This is a genomic window from Paenarthrobacter aromaticivorans, assembly GCF_019038615.1.
In the GTDB taxonomy this organism is placed as follows: Bacteria; Actinomycetota; Actinomycetes; order Actinomycetales; family Micrococcaceae; genus Arthrobacter; species Arthrobacter aromaticivorans.
In genome coordinates this window covers 299755-320564 of the sequence record NZ_JAHOPC010000003.1, presented here as the reverse complement: position 1 = coordinate 320564, position 20810 = coordinate 299755, and the positions used below count along the sequence as shown (strand labels likewise).

At 62.1% G+C, this 20810-nt stretch carries 19 protein-coding genes; 12 read left to right on the top strand and 7 right to left on the bottom strand.

All coding sequences use genetic code 11. The annotated features are described in order from the left end of the window. Positions 1-57: 57 nt before the first annotated feature. On the bottom strand, positions 58-2106 hold the full coding sequence (locus KSW38_RS08095; RefSeq protein WP_216924065.1) for a TPM domain-containing protein: 2049 nt from the start codon (positions 2104-2106) through the stop codon (positions 58-60). Between the two features lie 345 nt (positions 2107-2451). Between KSW38_RS08095 and KSW38_RS08090 the strand changes: the two genes are divergently transcribed. From KSW38_RS08090 to KSW38_RS08065, 6 genes are all read left to right on the top strand, one after another. Then, positions 2452-4110, top strand: a complete 1659-nt coding sequence (locus KSW38_RS08090; RefSeq protein ID WP_216924064.1) for a S1C family serine protease — start codon at positions 2452-2454, stop codon at positions 4108-4110. A gap of 268 nt (positions 4111-4378) precedes the next feature. Beyond that, positions 4379-5182, top strand: a complete 804-nt coding sequence (locus tag KSW38_RS08085) for an electron transfer flavoprotein subunit beta/FixA family protein (RefSeq protein WP_216924063.1) — start codon at positions 4379-4381, stop codon at positions 5180-5182. Between the two features lie 12 nt (positions 5183-5194). Next, positions 5195-6148: an electron transfer flavoprotein subunit alpha/FixB family protein gene (locus KSW38_RS08080; protein ID WP_216924062.1), complete on the top strand. Its 954-nt coding sequence runs from the start codon at positions 5195-5197 to the stop codon at positions 6146-6148. Between the two features lie 5 nt (positions 6149-6153). Beyond that, the gene (locus KSW38_RS08075; RefSeq protein WP_216924061.1) at positions 6154-6933 is read left to right on the top strand and encodes a PIG-L deacetylase family protein; all 780 of its coding nucleotides are present in this window, start codon (positions 6154-6156) and stop codon (positions 6931-6933) included. Between the two features lie 74 nt (positions 6934-7007). Next, positions 7008-7553: a gluconokinase gene (locus KSW38_RS08070; protein WP_216924060.1), complete on the top strand. Its 546-nt coding sequence runs from the start codon at positions 7008-7010 to the stop codon at positions 7551-7553. After that, positions 7550-8953, top strand: coding sequence for a GntT/GntP/DsdX family permease (locus KSW38_RS08065; protein ID WP_216924059.1), 1404 nt, complete (start codon positions 7550-7552; stop codon positions 8951-8953). Before KSW38_RS08070 ends, KSW38_RS08065 begins: the two co-directional genes overlap by 4 nt. A gap of 97 nt (positions 8954-9050) precedes the next feature. Here the strand turns inward: KSW38_RS08065 and KSW38_RS08060 are convergent, their stop codons facing one another. From KSW38_RS08060 to KSW38_RS08045, 4 genes are all read right to left on the bottom strand, one after another. Beyond that, on the bottom strand, positions 9051-9881 hold the full coding sequence (locus KSW38_RS08060; protein WP_216924058.1) for an anti-sigma factor: 831 nt from the start codon (positions 9879-9881) through the stop codon (positions 9051-9053). After that, positions 9882-10487 carry an ECF RNA polymerase sigma factor SigK gene (gene sigK, locus KSW38_RS08055; RefSeq protein ID WP_254186254.1) on the bottom strand — a complete coding sequence of 202 codons (606 nt, stop codon included), beginning with the start codon at positions 10485-10487 and terminating at the stop codon, positions 9882-9884. Positions 10488-10663: 176 nt separating this feature from the next. After that, positions 10664-11131, bottom strand: coding sequence for a tRNA (cytidine(34)-2'-O)-methyltransferase (locus KSW38_RS08050; RefSeq protein WP_216924056.1), 468 nt, complete (start codon positions 11129-11131; stop codon positions 10664-10666). A gap of 85 nt (positions 11132-11216) precedes the next feature. Then, positions 11217-12161 carry a J domain-containing protein gene (locus tag KSW38_RS08045; protein ID WP_216924055.1) on the bottom strand — a complete coding sequence of 315 codons (945 nt, stop codon included), beginning with the start codon at positions 12159-12161 and terminating at the stop codon, positions 11217-11219. Between the two features lie 122 nt (positions 12162-12283). On the opposite strand from KSW38_RS08045, the gene KSW38_RS08040 reads away from it, so the two are divergent. Continuing rightward, positions 12284-13210 (top strand): diacylglycerol/lipid kinase family protein, encoded by a 927-nt coding sequence (locus KSW38_RS08040; RefSeq protein ID WP_216924054.1) that lies wholly within the window; start codon positions 12284-12286, stop codon positions 13208-13210. Positions 13211-13326: 116 nt separating this feature from the next. Further along, positions 13327-14034: a hypothetical protein gene (locus KSW38_RS08035; protein ID WP_254186209.1), complete on the top strand. Its 708-nt coding sequence runs from the start codon at positions 13327-13329 to the stop codon at positions 14032-14034. A 3-nt stretch (positions 14035-14037) separates the two neighbouring features. On the opposite strand, the gene KSW38_RS08030 is transcribed toward KSW38_RS08035, so the two are convergent. Continuing rightward, on the bottom strand, positions 14038-14457 hold the full coding sequence (locus KSW38_RS08030; RefSeq protein ID WP_216924053.1) for a hypothetical protein: 420 nt from the start codon (positions 14455-14457) through the stop codon (positions 14038-14040). A gap of 91 nt (positions 14458-14548) precedes the next feature. Between KSW38_RS08030 and KSW38_RS08025 the strand changes: the two genes are divergently transcribed. Then, a complete protein-coding gene (locus KSW38_RS08025) occupies positions 14549-15232 on the top strand; it encodes a helix-turn-helix transcriptional regulator (RefSeq protein WP_216924052.1) in 684 nt (227 codons plus the stop codon). 39 nt (positions 15233-15271) lie between these two features. Continuing rightward, positions 15272-16501 carry a cysteine desulfurase family protein gene (locus KSW38_RS08020; RefSeq protein WP_216924051.1) on the top strand — a complete coding sequence of 410 codons (1230 nt, stop codon included), beginning with the start codon at positions 15272-15274 and terminating at the stop codon, positions 16499-16501. A 9-nt stretch (positions 16502-16510) separates the two neighbouring features. Here KSW38_RS08020 and KSW38_RS08015 read toward each other — a convergent pair whose 3' ends face one another. After that, on the bottom strand, positions 16511-17764 hold the full coding sequence (locus KSW38_RS08015) for an NAD(P)/FAD-dependent oxidoreductase (RefSeq protein WP_216924050.1): 1254 nt from the start codon (positions 17762-17764) through the stop codon (positions 16511-16513). 194 nt (positions 17765-17958) lie between these two features. On the opposite strand from KSW38_RS08015, the gene mnmA reads away from it, so the two are divergent. Together mnmA and KSW38_RS08005 are read left to right on the top strand one after the other, a co-directional pair. Next, positions 17959-19080: a tRNA 2-thiouridine(34) synthase MnmA gene (gene mnmA, locus KSW38_RS08010; RefSeq protein WP_254186251.1), complete on the top strand. Its 1122-nt coding sequence runs from the start codon at positions 17959-17961 to the stop codon at positions 19078-19080. Positions 19081-19183: 103 nt separating this feature from the next. After that, the gene (locus tag KSW38_RS08005) at positions 19184-20809 is read left to right on the top strand and encodes a gluzincin family metallopeptidase (RefSeq protein ID WP_216924048.1); all 1626 of its coding nucleotides are present in this window, start codon (positions 19184-19186) and stop codon (positions 20807-20809) included. Position 20810 lies beyond the last annotated feature (1 nt).

Here is a 20810-nt window from a genome sequence, read left to right as displayed (position 1 = left end):
GTGATCAGTTGTTGTACCGCTCCTAGACGGGGCATGGACCCCATCTAAACTGTGGGGCTAGAAACTTCCGGAGTCGCCGCCACCGAAGTCTCCTCCACCGCCGCCCCAGTCGCCGCCGGAGTCGCCGCCGAAGAACCCGCCGCCGCCACCGCCGTCGCTGTGGCCGCCGCCCCAACCGCCGCCACCGCTGTTGAAGATGGAGTTAATCAGAATGCCGCCGAGGATCGCGCCTCCAAGACCGCCACCTCCGCCGCCACCGCCGAACATGCCACCGCGGCCGTAGCCTTGATCGGCATAGCCGAAGTGGTCGACGTCGGCCTGCGCCAGCTGTGCTGCCTGCGCGGCGAGTGAGTGTGCCTGCTGGGCATAGGTCAGAGCCGTCACCGGGTCATTGCGCGAGATCGACAAAGCATAGTCGAGATTGCGCTGGGCCTCGGCGAGCCGGGTGCGGGCCTCCGTGCCAACGCCACCCCGACGGGCCGTGATGTAATCCGAGGTAGCACTGATCTGGGCCTGTGCCGCCATGATGGTTTGCTGCAAGGATGCTTGGGCACGGCGGGCCTGTTCCTGCTGGTCCCGGATGCCGGACAACGACTGATCAAGCGCCTGGTGCGCTGTTTCTACGCGGGTCAACGTAGCAATGGGGTCGATCTTGCCACCTTGGATTTCAGCCTTGACTTGACCCAGCGCCGCCTCCACACCAGCCACGGGCCCAGCGAGTTCGGGATGTTCACCCGACTGGATCATGGCCCTGGCCTGCGCGAGGTCCTGGCTGGTCTCCGCAACCGCGCTTTCCAGCGATGCGCGTGCCTCGTCAAGGCTGCCTGCAGTCTTGGAGATGGCATCGATCAGGACGTTTGTCTGGTGCAGGCTCTCTTCGGCAGCGCGGACAGCTACGGCAGCCAGGCTGTTTTCGCCGGCAGCCAGTTTTTCCTGGGCGGTGGTGGCAGCGTTCTGCACGAAAGCAAGGCGTTCCTTGGCCTGCAGGATGTTGTCTGAGACCTGCGTCAAGGCAGATTCGGCGTACTTACTGCGGAGGCCCTCGAGGGATTGCTCTGCGGTGGCGATCCTGGAGTCGGCCTCCCGGGCGCCTGCGGTGACTGTGGCCAACGCTTGCGGGGCCTTCTTCTCGAGTTCACGAAGGGAGTCGAAGTCCGCTTTCTGGTCACGTAGTGATGCGAGGGCCGCTTCTGAACGGCGAATAATCTCTCCGAGCCATGTGCGCTGTTGTTCCTCGGTGTCCGGGATATGGTCGTCGAGCTGCTGTTGCAACTTGAACGATTCGGTCATATGGGCTTTGGCTTCCTGCAGGGCCTTGGTGAAGTTGCCAATCGCAGAGTCACCGTATTGGGCCTGGGCGAAGCCGAGCTCCTGTTCGCTGGACTTGATGGCGTCATCAGCTTCGATCAGCAGCGAGCCGCTCTTCTGGCGCAGCTCTGGAATACTCAGTGCTGCCAGCGGGTCAAGCTCTTGTCCTTGCGGGCCGTAGCTGGCACTGGACGCCTGGCCGGCCTTCTTGCGCCGGTTTCGCAGGTAGAGATAGGTGGCCGCGCCCCCTGCTGCTACTACGCCAACACCGACGAGGACCCCGGCACTGCCGTTGCCGCTTGGCACGGTACCGCTTCCACCGCCTGCCGCGTCGCCAATGGCAGCAGCGGTGTCAATGGCGGCCTGGGCGTAGTCCTTCTTGCCGCCGCCCAGGTTGGCTGCCACGGCGTTTTGGGCTATAGCGCCCTGCTTCGAGTAGATGGGGCTATCTGAGTTGAGCGCGAAGTTATACTGGCCAGCCGTGGAAATCGCAAGGATCGCATCAGGCTTGCCCATGCCCTTGGCTTTGGCTACCGCTGCGGTCCACGCCTTGGGATCTGACGGATTCTCGAAGGAGTTCACCGTAACCACGTACAGGTTGTATTTGTGATCCTTGAGGGTTTTCTGGATGGCGTCCTGAACTTCGCCCTTCCGGCTGCCAAGGACGTTGGCGTCATCGACGATGTTTGTGCCGGACGGTATGGTCACCGGATCTGCAGCCCAGGCTGCGCCAGCCGGGAGGGCCAACATTCCAGCCACGCCAATCACGGCGAGTACACGTTTCACTATTGACCGCATGTGCAACCCTTCAGCACGTCTGCGACTGGAACAAGGCGAACCAATCGTCACAGAATGCTCAGCGCCCCCACGCATGGTTTGTAAAGCCGCAGGTCGCTGTGGCAATTCCACTTGATTCTATGGTGCACCCCATACCCCGTCCACAGCCTTGAATATGCCACCAGCGAAACACAGGAGAAACGCGCGGTGCCTGGGCGTTGAGGCTCTGTGCGGTTGCCATGTGGGCCTCAACGCGGGCCCTGTTGGAGCACGGCCAACGGCTTTCAGGAAGCTCCCAGCGAACGTCCGATTTTGTTCCAGTAAAAAGGGCCATAGTTGTGGAAGACAAGGATGAAAGGAAGACCCATGACGGAGAACCCAGCGCAGGGCACCGCACCAGAGAACCGTGATCCGTCCGAGCCGCGGGATCCCGCTGCGAGGCCTGACTCCGCTGCCACCCACCAGCAGCCGCAGCAGTCTGGCTGGAACTCCGGGCAGGGAACCGGTCCGCATGCAACGACTCCGCTGCCGGCCTTTCAGCCGCCGGCCCAACCGGCACCTCACACCAATGCAAACCAAGGTCTGCACACTAACACACGCCCTGACGGCAACCCGGGTTCCCAGGGAAGCACCGGCCAGCAGGCAAGCACCGGCCAGCCTTACGGAAACACAGGCCAGCCGCAGTACTACGGCGGTCCCCAGCACCAAGACCCGGGCCATCGTCCCAACTACCCGCAGCACCAGCCGTTTTATGGCGGAGGCAGCAATCCAGGGAACCCAAACCTCCACAGCGCTCCGGGCCAGCAGTCCTCCCTTGGCACCAAGCGCAAGCCGGCATTCGGTATCGGAACGCTCATTGCCAGCATCCTTGCCGCCGGCCTCGTAGGTGGCGGTGTGGTGGCAGGCAGCACCGCGCTTTTGGACAACCCGGCACCGGCGGCCTCAAGTGGTGGCCAGTCGAGCACGGTGATCGTGAATAACAAGGACGACGTCAACGTCATCACGGCAGCAGCAGCCAAGGCGTCGCCGAGCGTGGTCACCATCAAGGCAACCAGTGGAAACGAGGGCGGAACAGGGTCCGGCATTATTATCGATGACCAAGGCCACATCCTGACCAACACCCACGTCGTCACGCTTGATGGTGCAACATCCAATGCTGCCATCGAGGTCCGCACCAGTGACGGAAAGGTTCTCAAGGCGAAGGTTGTTGGAACTGATCCGCTCTCCGACCTCGCAGTTATCAAGGTGGACGATACGTCCGGTTTGGTGCCGGCCACACTCGGGGATTCCTCGAAAATCAACGTGGGCGATACCGCCGTCGCGATTGGTTCGCCGCTTGGCCTAACGGGCACTGTCACGGACGGTATTGTCTCCACCCTCAACCGCACCATTAGCGTCGCTTCCTCTGCCGCCCCGAAGGAAGGCACTGACAATTCCCAGGGCGGTGACCAGGGCTTTCAGTTTGCACCTCCAGGTGGCGGCCAAAGCCAGCCCAGTGCCAATGAGGGCTCGATTTCGATCAACGTGATCCAGACAGACGCAGCCATCAACCCGGGCAATTCCGGTGGCGCACTGGTAAACAGCAAGGGCGAGATCATCGGCGTCAACGTGGCTATTGCTTCGGCGGGCAGTGGCACAGCGGATTCCTCCACCGGAAACATCGGTGTGGGCTTCAGCATCCCGATCAATCACGCAAAGCGCGTTGCACAGGAAATCATCGATACCGGCAAGGCAAGCCATGGCCAGTTTGGTGTCTCTGTACGATCGAAGTCGTCCACGAACAATGATTCGGGGTTCTCGGTTGGCGCAGAGGTGGCCTCGGTGACAACGGGCTCGGCCGCGGCGAAGGCCGGCATCAAGGTTGGCGACGTCGTCACCAAGTTCGGTGACTACCAGGTGACTGACCCCAACCAGTTGACCGCGGCCGTCCGCGAACAGGCCGCCGGCGCCAAGGTGAAGGTAACTATCCAGCGCAACGGCCAGTCGCAGGAAGTAGAAGTTACTTTGGACGCCGCACAGCAGTAACAACCCCAACAGCAGGAACCTGCTGGCAAAGCGGACGACGGCGGGTGCCACCTCACAGGTGTCACCCGCCCTCCTGTTGACGCAGGCGTTGTGCCTCTGTTGACGTAGCTCATGAAACAGGCGTTAACGCACAGTCGTTTTTCTGCGGGTTTCTGCGGGCAATATGCTTAGCTAGGGGAAGCCCACGCGCTGGGCAATTCACGGCCACGCTCCTGCGGTTGGCCGTCCACAAGCATGGAAGGCTGCTTCGAAGACAGTGGAAGAGACATTGAAGATTGTCGTTCTGGTCAAGCACGTCCCGGACGCGCAGTTCGACCGGCACATCACCGGACCCGGCAACACAACTGACCGCGATGAGAGCATCTTGTCCGAACTTGACGAGTACGCCCTTGAGGCAGCACTGCAGCTGGCTGAAGAGCGTGGCGGGGCCAAAGCCGGCAACGAGGTCATTGCCCTCAGCATGGGACCCTCCGGTGCGGTAAACGCAGTCAAGAAGTCGTTGCAGATTGGCGCCTACTCCGGAGTCCACCTGAGCGATGACGCGCTGGCTGGTTCGGACGCCGCTGCCACCTCGTTGGCGCTTGCAGCCACCATCCGCCATCTCTCCGCAGACGGACGCCCGGTGGACCTGGTCCTGACCGGCATGGCTTCCACGGACGGCGAGACCTCGCTCATCCCGGCCCAGCTGGCCGAGCGGTTGTCGCTCCCGCAGCTTACGTTTGCGTCCAGCCTCGAGGTTAACGGCGGAACCGTCGTGGCACGTCGCGATGCCGGCTCCCACTCGGAAACCGTCGAAGCGCAGCTCCCGGCGCTCGTCTCGGTCACAGACCAGATCAATGAACCGAGATACCCCAATTTCAAGGGAATCCTGGCAGCCAAGAAGAAGAAGATTGCCTCGTTGTCGCTTGCCGATATCGGTGTCGATCCTTCCGAGGTAGGCCAAGCAGGCTCGTGGACAGTTGTGGAGTCTGCAGCTGCCCGCCCGCCCAGGACCGCAGGTACGATCATCACCGACGAGGGCGACGCCGGCATCAAGCTCGTCGACTTCCTGGCCGCACAGAAGCTGCTCTAAAGGACTCCAACCATGGCTAATGCACTTGTTTTCATTGATAACCCCGGGGCCGCGCTCAAGAAGAGCAGTTTGGAGCTCCTGACCCTTGCGCGGAAGCTGGGGGAGACCGCCGTCGCGATCAACGGTGAATTAACCGACGACGTCGCTGCCACCTTGGGTGCCTATGGCGTGGCGACGATCTACCAGCCCTCGGTGGAGGACCTTGACGACTACCTGGTTGCGCCAAAGGCCGGGTACCTCGCGGCTGCAGTGGCGGCTTCAGGCGCCACGGCTGTCCTGATCGAAAACTCGCCCGAGGGCAAAGAGATCGCGGGACGACTCGGCATTAAGTTGAACGCCGGAGTCATCACGGATGTCGTTGGTCTGGATGCGGATGGCACCGCTCACAAGTCGGTTCTCGCGGGTTCGTACAACACCACGGCGAAGGCCACCACTCCAGTGTCGGTCTTTTCGGTAAAAGCGAACATCGTCGAAACAGAGCCTGCAGGCGCAGCCACAGCTCCCACGACAGCCAAGGTTGAGGTTCCTGCGGACGCAGCAGCTAATGCGGCCCGGATCTCTTCCCGCACGGAGAAGCCCGCCAGTGGCCGGCCCGACCTCAGCGAGGCCCGGATCGTCGTGGCCGGCGGGCGGGGTGTCGATGGCGACTTTGGCCCCTTGGAAGAACTCGCTGATGCTCTTGGTGCTGCCGTTGGCGCTTCCCGTGCAGCAACAGATGCTGGCTGGATTGGCCACGACGCGCAAGTGGGCCAAACCGGTGTGACTGTCTCTCCGCAGCTGTATATTTCGGCAGGCATCTCAGGAGCAATCCAACAAAAGGCTGGAATGCAGACATCCAAGGTCATTGTGGCCATCAACAAGGATGCAGAGTCTCCTGTCTTTGAGATCGCGGACTTCGGCATCATCGGCGATCTGTTCAAAGTCGTGCCGCAGGCAACAGCTGAGATCAAAAAGCGGAAAGGCTGATCCCTTTGACTTCTGGCGTTCCGTCAGCAAAGAGCCCGTTCAACGCCTCCACGGAGCGTGTTGAGCGGGTGCTTTGTTTTACTGCCCATCCTGACGACATCGACTTTGGAGCTGCAGGAACCATAGCTGCCTGGACTGCTGCGGGCGTTCAGGTCACCTACTGCATCATGACTGACGGCGACGCCGGCGGGTTTGATCCCGTTGACCGGGAACGCATTATCGAACTCCGTGCCACCGAACAGCAACGCGCAGCCGAGTTGGTGGGAGTCGACGACATCCGGTACCTGCACGAACACGACGGCTACCTCGAGCCGACACACAACGTCATCAAGCAGGTTGTGAAGCTCATTCGGGAAATCCGCCCGGACATCGTGTTGACCATGCACCCGGAACGGAACTGGGACCGCCTTCAGAAGAGCCACCCCGACCACCTCGCAGCCGGGGAAGCCGTGACCAGGGCGGTATATCCCGCTGTGGAGAATCCCTTTGCGTACCCTGAGTTGGCTGAGGCCGGACTCGCGGCCTACAAACTGCCCTGGCTCTGGTTTATCTCCAGTCCAGCGGACCGTGAGAACCATTTCGTGGACGTCACCAAGCATGTTGATGCCAAGCTCGATGCGATCCGCATCCACGCGAGCCAGCACCCGGACATCGAGGGGATGGAGCGCGTGGTCCGTGGCATGTTGATGGCCAATGGTGCGCGTGCAGGGCTTCCTGCCGGGACCAGTGCTGAGAGTTTCCACGTGGTGTCCGTCAACGGATCCAGTACTATCGCCGGCTTCTGACATTGCCGATATGTAACCCGTGTCATATGCTGGACCTCGGTTAAATCATATTTATTCGAGGAAGGCAGACTTTGATGGCGAAGACTGCACAGCAACCCGTACTGGTGATTATGGGAGTCTCCGGTTCGGGCAAGTCGACAGTAGCCGGCGTACTGGCCGGAAAGCTTGGATGGGATCTCGCCGAAGGCGACGACCTCCATCCGGAAGCGAATGTGGCCAAGATGCACTCGGGCCAGGCACTCAGCGATGAGGACCGGTGGCCTTGGCTTGGCATCATTGCCGACTGGATCCGGGAACACACCGATGCCGGTACGCCGGCCATCATCACGTGCTCGGCATTGAAGAAGAAGTACCGCGACGTACTCCGGGGCGAAGGGGTTGTCTTTGTTTTCCTGCAAGGGAGCAAAGACAAGATCTCGGACCGGCTCGCGTCGCGGCACGGCCACTTCATGCCGCCGTCGCTCCTGGAGTCCCAGTTTGAAGCACTCGAGGAACCCACGGAAGACGAGAACTATATCTCGCTGTGTGTTTCAGCATCGCCCGCTGAGGAAGCGGACGAAGTCATCGAGCGGCTCGGCTTGCGCCCCGTGGGTGCAGGTTCCGAAGCGAGCGCCACGTGATCGCCGTGGAAACTGCCACGCAGGTACAGGAGTGGACCGGGCACGACACCCAGCTTCTTGTGGTGGCAGCCGTGGGCATTGCACTGATCGTGGTTCTGATCGCAAAGCTGAAACTCCACCCATTCCTGGCGCTGGTGCTGGGCTCGGCGTTTGTCGGCCTCGCCTCGGGCGTGGAACTGGGCAAGGTCATTACCAACTTTGAGGACGGAGTTGGCGGCGTCCTCAAGGAAGTCGGCCTGCTGATTGCCTTGGGCGCAATGCTTGGCAAGTTGCTTGCGGACTCCGGTGGAGCCAACCGGGTAGTGGACACCTTGTTGGCCAAAGCCACCGGCAACAAGATCGTCTGGATGATCACGCTCGTGGCAGTGATCATTGGCCTGCCGATGTTCTTCGAGATCGGTCTTGTGCTCCTGCTTCCCGTGATTGTCCTCGTGACGCAGAGATCCGGGATGAAGCTCATGCGCATCGCGATCCCGGCTTTGGCGGGCCTTTCAGTGCTCCATGGCTTGGTGCCCCCGCACCCGGGACCGCTGATTGCCATCAGCGCTGTGAAAGCCGAATTGGGAACAACACTGGGCCTGGGCATTCTCGTGGCCATTCCCACGGTCATCATTTGTGGGCCGCTTTTCTCCCGGCTGGCTGCGCGTTGGGTCCCGGTGGACGCTCCCGCCGTGGCGGGTGGCATCGACACCCAGCACCGCGCTGACCTCAGCGACGTCAAGCGCCAGCCCTCGTTCCTGGTGACGCTGCTGACCATTATTTTCCCGGTAGTCCTCATGCTGCTCAAGGCTTTGGGTGACATCATCTGGCCGGACGCCGCAACCGCTCCGATGATCAGGATCTTCTTCGATTTCGTGGGCCAGCCCCTGGTGGCCATGACACTGGCCGTACTCGCTGCCATTGTGAGCTTCGGGTACGCAGTGGGATTCACGGGCAGCAAGATCACTGCCAAGCTGGGCGACAGCCTGGGCCCGATCGCAGCAATCCTTCTGATTGTTGGAGCTGGCGGTGGTTTCAAGCAGACATTGATTGGTGCCGGCGTGGGCGACGCCGTCAAGAAGTGGGCGGAAGGGGCCAACATGTCCGTCCTCGTGCTGGGCTTTATTGTGGCGGTGGCGCTCCGCCTCGCCACAGGCTCGGCAACCGTTGCAACCGTGACTGCCGCCGGCATTGTCGCGCCCCTGGCCAGCAGCTTGACCCCAACCCACGCGGCACTGCTCGCCTTGGCGATCGGTGCAGGCTCATTGTTCCTTTCGCACGTGAATGATGCCGGTTTCTGGCTGGTCAAGGAGCTCTTCGGCCTAACAGTCGGGCAGACCTTCAAGACCTGGTCTGTGATGGAGACATTGATGTCCCTGGTTGGGTTCGGCTTCGTGATGCTGTTGTCGCTCGTGTTGTAGCTGCCGGTCAACTGCAGGCAAGAACGACGGCGGCCGCCCCACCTTGGTGGGACGGCCGCCGTCGGACCTTAACCGTTGAAGAAAGGCTTGGCTGACATCAGGCGCTCAGCGGAACCACCAACACAGGCGGCTGCGTGGGTGAGCTTGATCCGCCAGCGGGCTCCACCGTAATGGCTACCGACGAAGCTGAGGACAATCCCTTCACCACTGCCGGCTTGGACAACGTCTCGGCGTCCATAGTGCCCTGCGGCACGGGGGCTGACCCATCCTTCGGCAACGTCCACAACTGGTAGACCTTACCGTCGGGGGCCGGGGCTACGCCGTCCATCAGCACCACAAAGGAGTCCTTGGTGGAGGAAGCTGAAATTGTAGCCGTCCCGCCGCCGGGAACCTGAGCCGTCTTCTTTTGGACATCCTGGGCCTGCAGGACCTGGTTCACGGGATCGTTCTGGCCGGCAACGTACACGCCGACACCTACGCCACCCAAAGCGATGACGGCAGCAGCCGCTGCGCCAACCAGCCATGCGCGTCCCCGCCCGAGGCGGCGTTCTCCGCGCTTGGTCCTGGCGCGGGCCAGTTCGTCGAGGATTGGCTCCGCCTCTACATTAATGCCGGTCCTGGCGGCGGAGTCCATGGCAGATTCCCGGTTGATCCGGTCCATAATGTTGGCGAAGACGGCAGGGGGCGGTTCTTCTTCAGGAGTGAAACCCACCACCAGGGTCTCGCGGGCCTGCCGGACCCGCTCCTGGAACGCTGGACCTTCCGGAGCGTCCTTGACGTATTCGTCAATCAGTGCCCGTTCGGATTCAGTGACGGCGTCCAAGGCATAGATTTCCGCGAGTTCGAGGACACGGCCCTCGGCCAAGTCGGTTGCGATGTCATTGGCGAACATTCTGCGGACAAATCCTCCACCGTTGTTCTCGCTCATTCAGCCCACCCCCAAGCAGGTCTTCAAGCGCAGGAGTCCGTCGCGAATGCGGGACTTGATGGTGGGAACTGCGGCACCGAGGTGCTCAGCGACCTCCCGGTAAGTGAGCCCACCGTAATAGGCAAGGCGGACGGACTCGCGCTGGGTGTCCGTCAAAGTGCCCAGGCACCGGCTGACTGCCTCGGCCTCAAAGTTTGTGTCGGCTTCTTCGGACACGACGTCGCGATCAAGTTCCTGGCTCGCCGCCCCGTATCGGGCTTCGCGGTCTGTGGCCGCCTGGACGGCACGGACGCGATCGATGGCCCGGCGGTGCGCGATGGTCATCAGCCAAGCCAGGGGGCTGCCGGCCGCGGGGTCGAATTTTGCGGCGCCTTGCCAGACCTGGATGAAGACTTCCTGGGTGGCATCCTCACTCAGTTCGGAATCGACCAGGACGCGCCTGGCCATGCCGAAGACGCGTTTGGACGTCAATCGGTAGAACTCGGCAAAGGCCTCTTGGTCGCCAGCTGCAACCAACTCAAGCAGTCCCGCGAGCTGCGGGTTCAGGTCTTTCGCGGTCCCGGAAGTCTCGACGACCGGGGGACCGGGATTGTTGGGGGTGTCCATCACTGTCCAGCATAAGTCGTGCGGTTTGAAACGGGCAGCACGAGGGAGTGGCGCGGCGGTGCAGCTTGCCGTCACTACCCTGGCCTCGAGTGCGCTCATGTGGCTCCCTCATCGAATGTCCAAAGCAGGAATTCATCCTGCATAGGTTATTCGCAGCTGCGGGCGCCGTGGATGGGCTACACCTTGGCGCCGGCAAATCCGTTCTGGCGCCACGCCTCGAAAACGGCGATGGACGCGGCGTTTGCCAGGTTCAGTGAACGCAGGGAAGGCCGCATCGGGAGCCGCACCCGGGCAGTGACGTGCGAATCCTTCTTCAGCCAATCCGGGAGCCCGACAGATTCAGGGCCGAACATCAGTACGTCACCCTCACGGTAGTTGATATCCGTGTAGGACGTTTCGCCGTCGGACGTAAACGCAAACACACGCTCAGGCTGCAGGGCTGCCCATGCCGCGTTGATGTCCTTATGGACCGTGACGACGGCGAGATCGTGGTAGTCCAGGCCCGCCCGGCGCAGCTTGGCATCGGAAAAGTCAAAGCCCAGAGGCTCCACCAGATGGAGTTCGGCGCCGGTGATGGCGGCCAAACGAATGGCGTTGCCCGTATTGCCCGGGATTTCTGGAGTGTGGAAGAGGATGCGGAACACCGTCCCATCCTAGCCAGTCCCGTCCCAGCCAGTCCCATTGCGTTGGCTTCATTCTGAGCCACCCAGTGCCGGCGAAAGCAAGATGTCAGTGCATGCCGCGGAGCAAGCGGGCAAGAACTGGAACCACCACCGTGTTGGGTGCTGGTCCTGAAGCAACGAACTGCTTCAAACCGCGGACCAATCCTGCACCATTGACCATCTCAACCGCGTTATGGCTGGACTGTCCTTTGCCGTACTGGTCAATGACCGGTTCGTGCAGGTTGCCGTCAGGACTGTGCAGGACCACCCAGCCGGTGACGTTCAACTCAGGGAAGAGGTCCTGCATGTGGCGGACAATGTGGGCCAGTTGCGGCGGAGCCACAGACCGGCCGCCGTGGCGCAGCGAATTGCCGTCCCACGCGTAGGCGCCCTTGGGCAACAGCATGGAACCAACCAACGCCAGCCGGTAGCCGGAAAGCACCGCGTGGTCGATGTGGTTGTTGTCAGAGGGGGAGCGGAGCCCATTGATGAGCCTTGCGGCGGGGATGGCGGGCAGGACCTGCCTGCTGATGAGCTGAACCGTACGCATCTCGCGCTGGATGCGCGCTTCGGCACCGAATATGCCACGTTTTCGCGGCAATCCATGGACCTGTTGGGCGGCTTCCGCTTTTGAAATGAGCGGAACCTCCAGCGGGTCATCAAAGGCCGGAACGTAAACGGGCGGATCGCCTGCCGTGTTGCGCTGGGCCTGCGGACGCCTGACCCCGGCACTGGTGGCCGGACCGGGCGCAGATGCACCCGTATAGTCTCCCGGACGCGGTTGGCTGCGTCCGGAAGCGCCGCTGGCATACCTGCGGTCATACTCGGCCCGCCGCTTCGGATCAATCAGGGTCTCATACGCGAGCGTTACGCGACGGAACATTTCGGCCTCGCCGCCGTGATCGGGGTGGGCCATCCGGGCGGCCTTCCGATAGGCCACCTTGATCTCCTTGTCAGTCGCAGTGACGGACACGCGAAGAACCTGATAGTGGGAACTGCTGCCCTCGGCCAAGCACAGGCCCTTCTCTAGGATGGTGGTCCGCTCCACTCGCGGGGCGGTATGGCCAGTTTATCCAGCCACTATGAGAACGTCGGCAGCGGGCGCGGTGGTTCCCGGCTGGCATAATTCAGCAGGTGAATCCTCCGGCGCCCAAGAATCCCACGCACTCGGCGGAGAAGATCGCCCTTGCCATAAATCCAACAGCATCGTTCGGCCGTCGCGGCCTCGCCGGGGACGAGGCGGCAGCCTCCCTTCGCGCTGGCGGTTGTGACGTCGTCGTGCTGGAAGCAGGAAGCTATGACGACCTCCGAACCCTGGTTGATGAGGCCATAACTGCAGGCATCAGTGCGCTGGTTGTGGTGGGCGGGGACGGCATGGTCCATTTGGGTGTCAATGCGCTCGCCGGAAAGGACGTTCCCCTGGGAATTGTTCCCGCTGGCACTGGCAATGATGTTGCCAGATTGCTGGGCTTGCCACTCACGGACACGAAGGCGGCGTGCGATCGTTTGCTGGCGTCAATGCCATCGGGCGGGCGGAAGATCGACGCCGGACGCGTCACCGCAGGCGGCCGAAGCAGCTATTTTGCGGGGGTCCTGTCTGCTGGATTTGACGCTGCCGTCAATGAGAGGGCGAACTCGTGGCGTTGGCCCAAGGGAAAGAGCCGTTACAACCTGGCGATGCTCCGGGAACTCGGTTCCTTCCGGCGTATCGAATACACAGTGACGGCCGACGGCGGGCAGTGGCGCCAACCGGCGTTGCTGATTTCCGTGGCGAACGGCCAATCGATCGGCGGCGGGATGAGAATAACGCCCGATGCTTTACCCGACGACGGGTGGCTGGATTTGTTTATCGTCAAGCCGTTATCGCGGCTGAATTTCCTGGCAGTGTTTCCCAAGGTGTTCGCCGGCAAACACCTTGGCCATCCGGCCGTGGAGATCCGCCGGGTCCGGAAGGTGCGGCTGGAGGCAGAAGGCGTTGTGGCTTACGCCGACGGCGAGCGCGTGGGCAGGTTGCCTGTGGAGGTCGAGGTTGTGCCCGGGGGTCTGCGCGTCCTTGCATAGTTGAACTGTCCGGAGCCGTTTGACCAGTCTGAGGTCCGCCGGCCACGGTCCGCTGTGGCGGGAGGTTAGACTCGATCGCGGCAGACGTGGCTGGCCGGCAAAAGAAAGGATCGCCAATGACGCGGGGTGTTGGACGACGGCAGTTCCGGGCGTTGGTGGGCGCTGTACCTGGTTTGGGCGTCGTGCCTGCTGTGGCTGCTTTGGGTGCGCTGCTTGCCGGATGCAGTGTGAACGTGCCTGACCCCGCAGCACCGAAGCCTTCACCTTCGGAGTCGACGCTTTCCACCCCAACCATCACGCCCGGACACGATGCTGAGGCTCTCGCCGCGAGGGACCTGCCCTTGGACGCGGGAGGAACTTTGGCGCCCGGAGACCCGGTATTAGTGTCAAGCCGCCTGGAGGAGGCGCCAGGATGGTCCGTTGTGCACTCCGGCTTGCAAGGTGAAACCCGGTACGCAAAGACAGATGGGTGCGCGGTGGTTGTCCGGGTCAGCGTTAACCAGGGGCCATTGGTAGTGCCGGGGGATGACGCCGCGTCCACGAAGGAACTGTTCCGTTACGTGGATCCAGGCATCGCTGTGGACAAGCTAACGCCGGCCTCATTGCGGTGGGGCCAGGATTCGGGCAAGCCGGAGCATAGCGTGGAATTATTGGCCTTGGAATCAGCTCCGGCTTCCGGCGGTGTCGCTTCCGTGGTCCTTGCCAGGCTTTTCAGCAGCCCGGCTTCCTCTGTTTACATATCGGTTGCTTGTCCGGATAGCGGGACCCTGGCCAAGGCCAGGGCTGAGGTCCAGTCCCGGTTGGCCGTGGTCCCACCAGCCTGAGAGTTATTTCTTGAACGCGGTGGCCAGGCGGTTCAACGCGAGTGCTCCCACCAGCAGGCCGAAGTCCCTCAGCGCTACGTCGAAGAACGAGCCAAGCACCAGCAGGTTGACGATGATGCCGAGCAGCCAGGCTGCGACAACGAGGGATCCCCAGCGTGGCCGCAGGGCGACGAGGATGCCGGCGATAATTTCGATGACTCCCACGCCGTACATGAAGGTCTGGGCTGAAACAGGTACCACGGCGGTGGCTGCGGGCGCCAAGTAGACAGTCCAGTCCACCAGGAGGTTGCTGAATTTATCGAGCCCGAAAATGATCGGGGCAATCGTGAAGACCGTCCTCAGGAGGAGAAAGGCCTGCCGGGAAGGGTCCCGGAGGTCGCTGTGGCTGGACTTCGGGCTCATGTGGGTGGTTGCGGCTTCCATGACGCATTCCTTTCTAAAAATAGGTAACTTGATTTTAGATCCGAGTCGAAGTTTAAGCAACGAATCTTGTTTTTAGAGATATTCTGACTGTATGACCACTGCACGCCACTCTTGGCTCCAAAGGATCTCGGCGATCGCCTCCTTGGACGACGACAACCGCAGGGTGTTGTTCGCCTACGTGCGCGGCGCCGCAGATGCGGTCGGTCGGGACGAAGCGGCCCGTGCCCTCGGTATTCCCCGAAGCACGGCCTCCTTCCATCTGGATCGTTTGGTGAAGGACGGAGTCTTGCAGGTGGAGTTCAGAAAGTCCTCTGACAAAGCCGGGCCTGGTTCGGGTCGGCCTGCCAAGCTCTACCGCCCGGCCATGGATGAGGTTGGTGCCTCTGTCCCTGAGCGCCAGTACGATCTCGCCGGGGATCTGATGGCTACGGCTATCACGCGTTCCCTGAAAGGGGAACTTCCCGTGCGGGACGCTTTGCTGGATGTTGCGGGCCGCAAGGGCCAGGAAGCGGGCCGGCCCGGCGATTTCCTGGGTGCTTTGGCGGACCTCGGCTATGAGCCAATGGCTGATGACGCGGGAGGGTACCGACTGCTTAACTGTCCGTTCCATCGGCTTTCGCAGGATCATGAGGAGGTGGTCTGCGCCATGAACGGCGCGTTCCTCAAGGGCGCGGCCACCGCATCCGGTCTTAGTGCTGACAACGTCCTTCCGGAACCTGGCCCTGGCCATTGCTGTGCCCGGATCGGCAGCTTGGAACCAGGCCCAAAAACCTGACCCCGGACCTGACGCTGACGCCGCCGGTAGAATTGCAACGTGCCTGTATACCTCGACCACGCCGCCACCACCCCCATGTCGGCCCAAGCCCTTGCCGTCATGACGCGCGAGCTGGCGCGGACCGGCAACCCGTCCTCCCTCCATGGAGCCGGGCGGCGGGCACGGCGCGCGGTGGAAGATGCGCGCGAAACGTTGGCGGCGGCCGCCGGGGCCCACCCTTCCGAGGTAATTTTCACCTCGGGTGGGACTGAGGCCGACAACCTGGCCGTCAAGGGCCTTTTCTGGGCCCGCCATGACGAAAACCCCCGCCGGACCCGTATCCTGTGCTCCGCCGTCGAACATCATGCGGTCATGGACACAGTGGAGTGGCTTGAGCGTCATGAGGGAGCCGAGGCCGTGTGGTTGCCGGTCGATGCCCAGGGTGCGGTGCGACTTGATGCCGTGCAGCGCGAACTGGAACGTGACCCCGACTCCGTTGCGCTTGTCACGGTGATGTGGGCCAATAACGAAGTGGGCACCATTCAGCCCGTTGCAGAGATAGTGGAACTGGCTGGCCGATACGGGATTCCGGTGCACTCGGATGCGGTCCAGGCCTTCGGTTCCGTTCCGGTCGATTTCCGGGCTTCCGGGCTCGCTGCAATGTCAGTCTCGGGGCATAAACTCGGCGGGCCCGTCGGCGTTGGCGCGTTGTTCCTCGGACGCGCGATCAAGTTGACTCCGGTTCAACATGGCGGCGGGCAGGAGCGCGATGTGCGCTCGGGAACGCTGGACACTCCGGCTATTGCTGCCTTTGCGGCAGCTGCGGAGGCCGTTACAGGTAGCCTGGCCGCTGAGGGCGAGCGCATCAGCGGGCTGCGCGACCGTCTCATTGCCGGGGTTCGGCAGGCTGTTCCTGATGCTGTGCTCCGTGGGGCACCTGGGGAAGGCCGACTGCCCGGCAACGCCCACTTCACTTTTCCTGGGTGCGAGGGAGATTCGCTCCTGTTTCTTCTGGACCTCGCAGGCGTTGAGTCATCTACCGGTTCGGCCTGCACCGCGGGGGTGCCCCGTCCCTCCCACGTCCTCCTGGCCATGGGGCTGGATGAAGACACTGCCCGTGGTGCTCAACGTTTCACGCTGGGGCACAGCTCAACAGAAGCCGATGTTGAGGCACTGCTTAAGGCGCTGCCGGAGGCCTGTTCGCGGGCTCGGCAAGCAGGCATGGCCGGTCATGAATCCAGCATCCAGACAGCGGCAACGGTGGCGCGGCGAGGGCCAACGGAGTTTTAGCGCCGGGTTTCACTCGTGGGGCAACAGTTCCTCAAGGGGAACGTCGGCATCTGTCAGACGGGTTATGTCTACGGGCACCCGGCCGGAAATCAGCGCCTTGATGGGCTTCTGCACGCGGCGCATATTCACGCTCATTCCGGCCACCACTTCGCCCTGCTCCTTCTGGCCATCGCGCATCCAGAACGCGATGAAACTGCCGTCATCGAGCGAGCCGCGAATCACGGGCTCCACCCCGGAGGTCAGCGAAGGGAAACCCGAGTACTCCATGCTGAGCGTGAACTGATCCGTATAGAAATACGGCACAACATCCAGGGCGGCATTTTGGTCCAGCATCGTCTTTGCGGCCACTTTGCCGCCATTGAGTGCATTCGCCCAATGCTCACTGCGATGGTGCTCGCCGGTGAAGGGATGCAGGGCGTTGGCAACGTCACCTGCTGCCAGGATGTCCGGGGCGCTGCTGCGAAGAGCGGAATCCACCAGGACTCCGTTGTCCAGGCTTAGCCCTGCTGTTTCTGCCAACGATGTGTCGGGCACCACCCCCACTGCAATGATGACGATATCCGCGGGTAGGACTTCTCCCGCGTTGGTTCGGACTCCGGAGACATGGCCATCATTCCCCTCGATGGCAGAAGCGCTCGCAGGTAGCCTGAAGCTGACGCCGTTCTCTTCGTGGAGTGCCCGGAAGTAGTTGCCCAGTTCAGGGCCGATGGCGGCACTAAGTGGAATCTCTTCCAAGCCGAGCAGGACCACATCATTGCCGTAACTGCGGGCAGCCGCGGCCAGCTCCATGCCGATCCACCCGGAACCCACCATGACCACATGCTTGCCTCCGTCCCTGAGCAGGGACTGCAGGCGCAGGCTGTCCTCAAAGGTCCTGAAAGTCATCACGCCCTCCAGGTCAATGCCGGGAAGCGGGATGCGCCGGGGTTGCGCCCCGGTGGCTATCAGCAGTTTGGCGTAGTCAAGGGTCCGGCCGTCCTGAAGGGTTACGGTTCGGTTCCCGGCATCGATGCCCATTGCAGGGTTGCCCAAAAGCAGTTCGACGTCGTTTTCTTCGTACCAGCCGGCTGGCACCACCGGAACGCTATCTTCGTCGGCCTTGCCCAGAAGGAACTCCTTGGACAGGGGCGGCCGAAGGTAAGGGATCCGCTCCTCGGATGCCAGGAGGGTAACGGGTCCAGCAAAGCCTTCTGAGCGAAGGGTTTTTGCTGCGGTTGCACCGGCCAGGCCGCCGCCGGCGATGAGCATTCGTTCATGCGTCATTTCAGCCCACCTTTTGTCTTTGCCTTTCTAAAACAACTTACTTTGACTTTAGATTTCGTCCTATGGCCAGTCAAGGGATTTAGCGCGCACATTGGTGCGGGAGCTAGAATAGTTGGGCGTGCCGGCTCGCCTCAGCCGGATTCAATAGCAAAACCCCTAAACCACGGAAAGCCAGCATGCGAGTACTTGCAGCAATGAGCGGCGGAGTCGACTCCGCCGTGGCCGCCGCCCGCGCCGTCGAGGCCGGACACGACGTCGTCGGAGTCCACCTTGCGTTGTCGCGCATGCCCGGCACCCTTCGCACCGGAAGCCGGGGCTGCTGCACCATCGAAGACTCCCGCGATGCATGGCGCGCCTGTGATGTCCTAGGGATTCCCTACTATGTTTGGGACTTCTCCGAACGCTTCAAGGAAGATGTCGTCCAGGACTTCATCGACGAATATGCTGCAGGACGCACCCCGAATCCGTGCATGCGTTGCAACGAGCGCATCAAGTTTGCTGCCTTGCTGGAAAAGGCCATTGCCCTGGGGTTTGACGCTGTATGCACCGGGCACTACGCCAAAGTCATCGAAGACGCCGACGGCAACCGTGAACTGCATCGGGCGGCGGACTGGGCCAAGGACCAAAGCTATGTCCTGGGCGTACTGACCCATGAGCAGCTTAAGCACTCCATGTTCCCGCTTGCGGACACTCCTTCCAAGGCCGAGGTAAGGGCTGAGGCCGAAAGGCGGGGTTTGTCGGTGGCAAACAAGCCGGATAGCCACGATATTTGCTTCATCTCCGATGGAGATACGCGTGGTTGGCTGGCCGAGAAAATCGAAATGACAACTGGCGACATCGTGGACGAAACCGGCACGAAGGTAGGCGAGCACCCTGGTGCCAACGCCTTCACCGTCGGCCAGCGCCGGGGACTGAAGCTGGGCACGCCGGCTTCCGATGGTAAGCCCCGGTTTGTCCTGGAAATCCGTCCGAAGGAAAACAAGGTGGTTGTGGGGCCGGAAGCGCTCCTTGCCATCGATGAAATCCGCGGCATCAAGGTGTCATGGGCTGGCCTGCCCATCTCCGAGGTTGATACGGGTGCAGAATTCGAGTGCCACGCCCAGGTGCGGGCACATGGTGATCCCGTTCCGGCCCGTGCACACATTGAGCCGGTTGCCGATGAAGAGGGTGTTGAGCGGGCCGAACTCGTGGTCACCCTGACCGAACCGCTACGGGGAGTGGCGCCTGGCCAGACCGTCGTGCTGTATCAGGGCACCCGGGTACTGGGACAGGCAACCATCGACGCCGCACGTTCCCTGCAGAGGGCAGTTCTTTAGCTGTCACCGGATTATTGCCTCCGAGTTTGAGGGCCCCCATACTGGCCTAAGCAGCGCAACCGCTGCGGTGTGTTGGGGTCCGCATTCGAAGATGGCGATGGCTGTGGCATTTCCAAAGAAGAGCCCGGGAGACATCAAAGCAGGGCAGATGGTCTCCGTGACGGTCCTTGCAGAGGGGCCGATAGGCAGCGGCGGGGCTCCACCGCTGACAGCCCAGGTACGGATACCCGTAGAGCGGCTCCGGCGTGGCCCCACTGGACACCGCTACGCGATCCACATCCGGAAGTGGCGCGGCACCAATGTGTCTCCAGTAACCCTGACTCGCCAAGGCGACCCCTGGCAACTGGTTTCAGAAGCTCCGCCCACGGACCTCCGCGAACTCCTGGACGATACCCGTTTCCTCGCCCAGCACGTCTACGGCGTGGCCATGAGCACCCTGGAGATCTTCGAATCCACGCTCGGCCGGCGAATGCCCTGGAATCCGGAGGGGCGGGTGGTCCTGAAGGCAAGGGATCGTGTCACAGCCATCGATACCGGATATGAGCGCGGTACCAACACCATACGCTTCGGCTCCGTGGACCGCATGGGCTACAAAGTACCCACTGCGCTGTTCAGGGACATTGTTGCCCACGAAGTCACCCACGCGATCCTGGACGGCTTCCGGCCTGCGTGGGCGGACCAGCTGGCCACCATGGAGCAACTTGCCATGCACGAGGCACTGGCAGACCTGGTGGCCATACTGTCGGTGTTTTCATCCCGTGAGGTGGTCTTCCGGCAACTTGAAGCTGCCGGGGAAGGGTTTGAGGCAGGGCAGGTGGTGGACGACGCGATCCTGATAAGGTCCCTCTTTGACTTTGCGAGGGACCTTTTCGCCCGTGGTCCGTTGAGGGAACCATTTGTTGGCGCCGTTCCTGAGGGTTGGCAAACCATGCCGGACCCGCACGCCCGCGGAGCTGTGGTGGTCGGGGCAGTACTCAGGGCCGTCCAGCGGTTGTGGTCGGAAAGAAACGCCCGTTTTGGGGACAACCAAAGCCTTCAGCAGAAAGCCGAATCCGGTTCCATTGTGGCTATGAGGGTCCTGCGCATGGTGATCAGGGGCCTTTCCTATATGCCACCCGTGGACGTTACTTGGCGGGATCTCCTACGTGGCATCATTGCCGCAGACCTGGACATGGTCCCGGAAGACACCTACGGCTATCGGGACGCCCTCCAAACGGAATTCTCTGCCATAGGGATCCGCCGGGTGTCGCTGAACAACATCAGCGGGGTGGATAACTACCAGGGGCTTCGCTATCCCATCCGACTGTCGGCCCTGGGGTCAGACCCCCAGGAAGTCCAACGCTTCGTGTGGGAAAACCCGAGGCTCCTGGACGCGGCCCGGCTGGAGCGGCGCACTCCACTGAGCTCCACGCGGGTGCGCACGTCCGAACGCGTGTCACCGGACGGCTTCATCATCTCCGAAATCGGGGCATCATTCATTCAAACGGTGCGGATGAGCCGCAAGGAGGCCTATGTCCGCCTTGGCTTGAAGACGCGGCGGGATTTCGTGGATGTCCGTGGAGGAGGAATCCTCAGATTCGACGCCGGTGGCCGCCTGGTCTATGCCGCGCTCAAACCAGTAATGGACCGGGAGCGGCAGGGGATGCTGTTTGGTTCCGATCAACAGCACGACGTCGAGGAAGCCGCATCTTCCGGTGCCAGGCACAAGTTCCACGGCACAGGGGAATAGG

What these genes read in the sequence shown, in the direction of transcription:
- KSW38_RS08095 (WP_216924065.1), bottom strand. Translation starts at nt 2,106, where the DNA reads ATGCGGTCAATAGTGAAACGTGTACTCGCCGTGATTGGCGTGGCTGGA.
- KSW38_RS08090 (WP_216924064.1), top strand. Translation starts at nt 2,452, where the DNA reads ATGACGGAGAACCCAGCGCAGGGCACCGCACCAGAGAACCGTGATCCG.
- KSW38_RS08080 (WP_216924062.1), top strand. Translation starts at nt 5,195, where the DNA reads ATGGCTAATGCACTTGTTTTCATTGATAACCCCGGGGCCGCGCTCAAG.
- KSW38_RS08070 (WP_216924060.1), top strand. Translation starts at nt 7,008, where the DNA reads ATGGCGAAGACTGCACAGCAACCCGTACTGGTGATTATGGGAGTCTCC.
- KSW38_RS08060 (WP_216924058.1), bottom strand. Translation starts at nt 9,881, where the DNA reads ATGAGCGAGAACAACGGTGGAGGATTTGTCCGCAGAATGTTCGCCAAT.
- sigK (WP_254186254.1), bottom strand. Translation starts at nt 10,487, where the DNA reads ATGGACACCCCCAACAATCCCGGTCCCCCGGTCGTCGAGACTTCCGGG.
- KSW38_RS08035 (WP_254186209.1), top strand. Translation starts at nt 13,327, where the DNA reads ATGACGCGGGGTGTTGGACGACGGCAGTTCCGGGCGTTGGTGGGCGCT.
- KSW38_RS08030 (WP_216924053.1), bottom strand. Translation starts at nt 14,457, where the DNA reads ATGGAAGCCGCAACCACCCACATGAGCCCGAAGTCCAGCCACAGCGAC.
- KSW38_RS08025 (WP_216924052.1), top strand. Translation starts at nt 14,549, where the DNA reads ATGACCACTGCACGCCACTCTTGGCTCCAAAGGATCTCGGCGATCGCC.
- KSW38_RS08015 (WP_216924050.1), bottom strand. Translation starts at nt 17,764, where the DNA reads ATGACGCATGAACGAATGCTCATCGCCGGCGGCGGCCTGGCCGGTGCA.
- mnmA (WP_254186251.1), top strand. Translation starts at nt 17,959, where the DNA reads ATGAGCGGCGGAGTCGACTCCGCCGTGGCCGCCGCCCGCGCCGTCGAG.